Source organism: Streptomyces sp. SID11385 (assembly GCF_010548245.1).
Taxonomy (GTDB): domain Bacteria; phylum Actinomycetota; class Actinomycetes; order Streptomycetales; family Streptomycetaceae; genus Streptomyces.
Genome location: NZ_JAAGLR010000359.1, coordinates 1 through 4202 on the forward strand (window position 1 = coordinate 1; position 4202 = coordinate 4202).

Below are 4202 nucleotides of genomic sequence, written 5' to 3' on the forward strand. Positions count from 1 at the left end.
CGCCGCCCCCGCCCCCGCCGCGCCCGCTCCCATCGCGCCCGCGCCGTCGGCCCCGCCGCTCTCCCGCGTGACAGCCCTGCCCCGGAAGTACGCCGGGTCCTGCCGCGCCTCCTCCGGCAGGTCGAGCACTTCCGGGAGCCCCAGTTCCTCGCCCTGGTACACGTACGCCGAGCCCGGCAGCGCGAGTGTGAGCAGTGCCGCCGCACGCCCGCGTCGCAGCCCGCGCGCCGGGTCGCCCGCCGCGTACCGCGTCGTGTGCCGCACGACATCGTGATTGGAGAGCACCCACGTCGTCGTCGCCCCGACCGCGCCCGTCGCGGCGAGCGAGGCGTCGATCACCTCGCGCAGTGCCCGCGCCTCCCAGGGGGCCAGTACGTACTGGAAGTTGAACGCCTGGTGCGCCTCGTCGGCCCGTACGTACAGCGCCAGGCGCTCGGAGGTCGGCGCCCACGCCTCGGCGACCTCGATGCGCTCGCCCGGGTAGGAGTCGAGGAGCGCGCGCCAGGAGCGGTGGATCTCGTGCACGCCGTCCTGGTCGAAGAAGGGCAGCACCTCGGTGTTGAGCATGCGCGCCTGCCCGGCCCGGCCCACGTCGGGCAGCCCGGGCGCCTTGACCATCCCGTGCGCCACGTCCACGCGGAAGCCGTCCACTCCGAGGTCGAGCCAGAAGCGCAGCACGTCCTCGAACTCGGCGCGCACCGCCGGGTGCTCCCAGTTCAGGTCGGGCTGCTCGGGGGCGAACAGGTGCAGGTACCAGACGCCGTCGGGCAGGCGTGTCCACGCCGGGCCGCCGAAGACCGACTCCCAGTCGTTGGGCGGCAGTTCGCCGTGCTCGCCGCGGCCGGGGCGCAGCACGTAGTACGCGCGCTCCGGCGCGGCGGGCGAGGCGCGCACGGCGCGGAACCACGGGTGCTGCTCGGAGGTGTGGTTCGGGACGACGTCGACGATGACGCGCAGCCCGTGCCCGTGCGCCGCCTCGATGAGCGCGGCGGCGTCCGCGAGGTCGCCGAAGAGCGGGTCGACCGCGCGGTAGTCGGCGACGTCGTAGCCGCCGTCCGCCTGCGGCGAGGCGTAGAACGGCGTGAGCCACACCGCGTCCACGCCGAGCCCCGCCAGATACGGCAGCCGGCTCGTCACGCCGCGCAGGTCGCCGACCCCGTCCCCGTCGCTGTCCGCGAAGGAGCGCACGTACACCTGGTAGATGACGGCGTCCCGCCACCAGGCGCGCGCGGCGGGGGGACGGACGGGGGCCTGCGACATGAGGGGCCTTTCTGCTCGCTTCGCATCCGAGGACGGGGCGGCGCCCGGCGGCGGCTGGGGGAGGAGAGCGAGCCGCCGGGCACCTGTCACGGTCATACCCGATCAACGGACGTACCGACCCGGAGTCCCGCAGAACGTCATGAATTGACGGCTTCGTGCCGCCCTCGTGCTCCTTCGCGACCCGGTCCGGCCCCCGGCTGATCGTCCCGGCACCGCGGTTCTGTCACGGCCCTGTCACCACTGGGCCCCGTCGTGTGCCAACGACGCCTGATCGCCCCCGTCTTGGGCATCAGAGAGCTGTGAAGGACGGGCCGACGCGAGCGCGCGGCCCCTACGGGAGAGAGGGGAGCGCCGTCATGCCCCAGAAGACCGCCGTGTCCGAGGAGAGGGCGGAAACGACGCCGCGACGCCGGACCGGCCTGCCCTGGTGGGGGAAGCTCCTCGCCGCCCTCGTGGCACTCGTCGTGCTGTTCACGCTGCTCATCCGCTTCGCCGTGATCCCCGGCCTCGGCGAGCTGTTCGGCGAGGAGACCCACGACCGTACGGGCCCCGCGCTGCTCAAGTCCATCAAGGACATGAGCCGTTACGAGGCCGCCACGGGCAACTTCCAGGTGGTCGTGGACCTGGAGAAGGACACGAAGTACCTCCCCGACGCCCTCAAGGGCAAGCGCACCCTCTACGTCGGCGCGGGCACCGTCTCCGCGTACGTGGAACTCGGCGGCCTCAAGGACGACGACGTCCGCGTGAACGACGACCGCACCGAGGCGACCCTGCGCCTGCCGCACGCCGTGCTCGGCAAGCCCGCGCTCGACCCCGACCGCTCCTACGCGGTCTCCAAGCAGCGCGGACTCCTCGACCGGCTCGGGGACTTCTTCTCCGACAACCCGAACGACGAACGCGCCGTCCAGAAGCTCGCCGCGCAGCACATCGGCGACGCCGCCAAGGACAGCGAACTCACCGGCCGCGCCGAGAAGAACACGACGGCGATGCTGGAGGGGCTGCTGCACTCGCTCGGCTTCGACACGGTGCACATCACGTACGCGGCGAAGAAATGACCTCTCGCGCGGCGGCCTCCGTCCGCGCCTCCGCCCGCGCCTGCGGCAGCCCCGCGGGCGCGAGCGCGAGGAGCCCGGCGACCAGCTCGGCGAAGGGCCCGTCGAAGGGCTCCCCGGCCAGGATGTCCCGCAGCAGCGCGGCGAGTTCGGGATCGCGCTGCGCGCTCACCGCGAGCAGCGCGACGAAGTCGTGCACGAGCTGCCGTTCCAGCTCCGCGCGCTCCAGGCGCCGCCCGTCGAGCCACAGGAGCGCCGTCGACTCGGCGAGCGAGACCCACGACCGTACGACGAGATCGAGGCGCGCCGAGGGCTCCGCGACGCCGAGGTGGGCGAGGATCTGGTCCCGCGCGGCCTGCCGCACCGCGTCGATGAGCGCGTTCGCCGCCTCCCCGGAGGGCACGGCGGGACCGCCGCGCATGAGCGCCGAGAAACCGGGGCCGTGCGCGTCCACGAAGTCGAAGTACCGCTCCATGACCCGCGACAGGCGCGCCCCGAGCGGCCCTTCGTGCGGCTCCACGAAGCGGTGCGCGAGATCGTCGGCCGCCCGCCGCAGCGCGGCCTCGTAGAGGCTCAGCTTGCCGGGGAAGTAGTGGTACACGAGGGGCCGCGAGATCCCGGCGGCGGCCGCGATCTCGTCTATCGACACGTCGGCGGGAGGGCGGCGGCTGAACAACTCCAGTGCCACGGAGATCAACTGTTCCCGACGCTCCTCGACACCCATCCTGCGGCGCACCCCGGTCGTCATACGAACAGCCTACCGAGAGGCGGGGGTTATGCGGACGGGGGAGGGGGCGGACGGGGCGGAGCACCCAACACCCCTGCCACGCACCCCCGTTCCCCGCCCGCCCCGGGACTCACCCCAGCCCGTCGAGCGTGCCGCCGTCCACGAGGGCGGCCCGCAGGGTCGCCGTCGCGCCCTCCCGCGCCGGAAGGGCGAAGAGGCGGGTCGGCGAGGCGCCGCGGATGCCGTCGCGCGCCGTGATCGAGGCGACGCCCTCGGAGCCCGCCGCGAGGACGTACCACGTACCCGAGGGCGCCTTCCACATGGCGCCCGCCAGCACGTCAGGGCGCCGCGCGCCGCACGAGGGCGAGTCGGCCGCCTGCGCCGCGACGGCGCCGAGCGGATGGCCCGGGGCGCGGTACTCGGCGAGCGTCAGCGTGCCGCCCCCGCGCCACGTCTCCATCCGCGTGCACGCCCACTGCGCCGTCCCCGCGCCCTCGGGCAGCGGCTGACTCGCGTACGACCAGGAGTTGACCGCCCGCACCCCGCGCCCCTGGCCCGCCACGAGCGAGCAGGCCGAGGGCGCCCACGCGGTCCTGCTCGCCAGGTCGTCGACCTCGCCCGGCGCGCCCGGCGAGCCGGTCGTCAGGTGCGCGGGCAGGAGGTCGCCGAGGTCGGTGTAGAGCCGCGCGTGGCCGTCGCGCCCGGTGACCTGCACCGCGTTCCACGTCGTGCAGCCGCCGTCGGGGGCGGGCTTGCGCCCGGGCTGCTGGAAGGGCCACACCGTCCCGTCCCGCTCCGTCCTGAACGGCGTGGACGCCCGCTGCGGGACGCGCAGATCGCGCTGCGCCACGGACTTCACCCACGGCGCGGTCAGGTACCGCACGTTGCCGTCGGTACGCGCCACCGCGACCACCGCCGCGCCCGCCTCGTCCACGCCGTCGGCCCGTACGAAATCGATGGCCGGATCGCCGAAGCCGTCGCCCGCCGCCTCCGCGTAGCGCACGAGGCGCAGCCCGTCGTAGAACAGCACGACGTTCGCGCCCGCCGTGTGCCCCGCCCACAGCAGCCGGGGCGGGCCCGCGGGACCGCCGAGCGGCGTGCCGGGCGTCGCCGAGACGTGCGTACGGGGGCCGGGGTGGGCCCAGGAGCGCAGCGCGCGGCCG

3 protein-coding genes and 1 pseudogene are annotated in these 4202 nt (G+C 74.6%); 1 reads left to right on the forward strand and 3 read right to left on the reverse strand.

The features are described 5' to 3' along the window. Positions 1-1260, reverse strand: a 1260-nt coding sequence (locus tag G3I42_RS10780; RefSeq protein ID WP_239096381.1) for an alpha-amylase family glycosyl hydrolase, incomplete at its 3' end; no start/stop codon positions are given. 356 nt (positions 1261-1616) lie between these two features. Between G3I42_RS10780 and G3I42_RS10785 the strand changes: the two genes are divergently transcribed. After that, complete coding sequence (locus tag G3I42_RS10785) at positions 1617-2315, forward strand: DUF4230 domain-containing protein (RefSeq protein WP_164284784.1); 699 nt, start codon at positions 1617-1619, stop codon at positions 2313-2315. On the opposite strand, the gene G3I42_RS10790 is transcribed toward G3I42_RS10785, so the two are convergent. Both G3I42_RS10790 and G3I42_RS10795 read right to left on the reverse strand, forming a co-directional pair. After that, positions 2293-3060 carry a TetR/AcrR family transcriptional regulator gene (locus G3I42_RS10790; protein WP_164284786.1) on the reverse strand — a complete coding sequence of 256 codons (768 nt, stop codon included), beginning with the start codon at positions 3058-3060 and terminating at the stop codon, positions 2293-2295. The genes G3I42_RS10785 and G3I42_RS10790 overlap by 23 nt on opposite strands. 109 nt (positions 3061-3169) lie before the next feature. After that, positions 3170-4202, reverse strand: a pseudogene (locus tag G3I42_RS10795) (hypothetical protein); the annotation flags it as partial.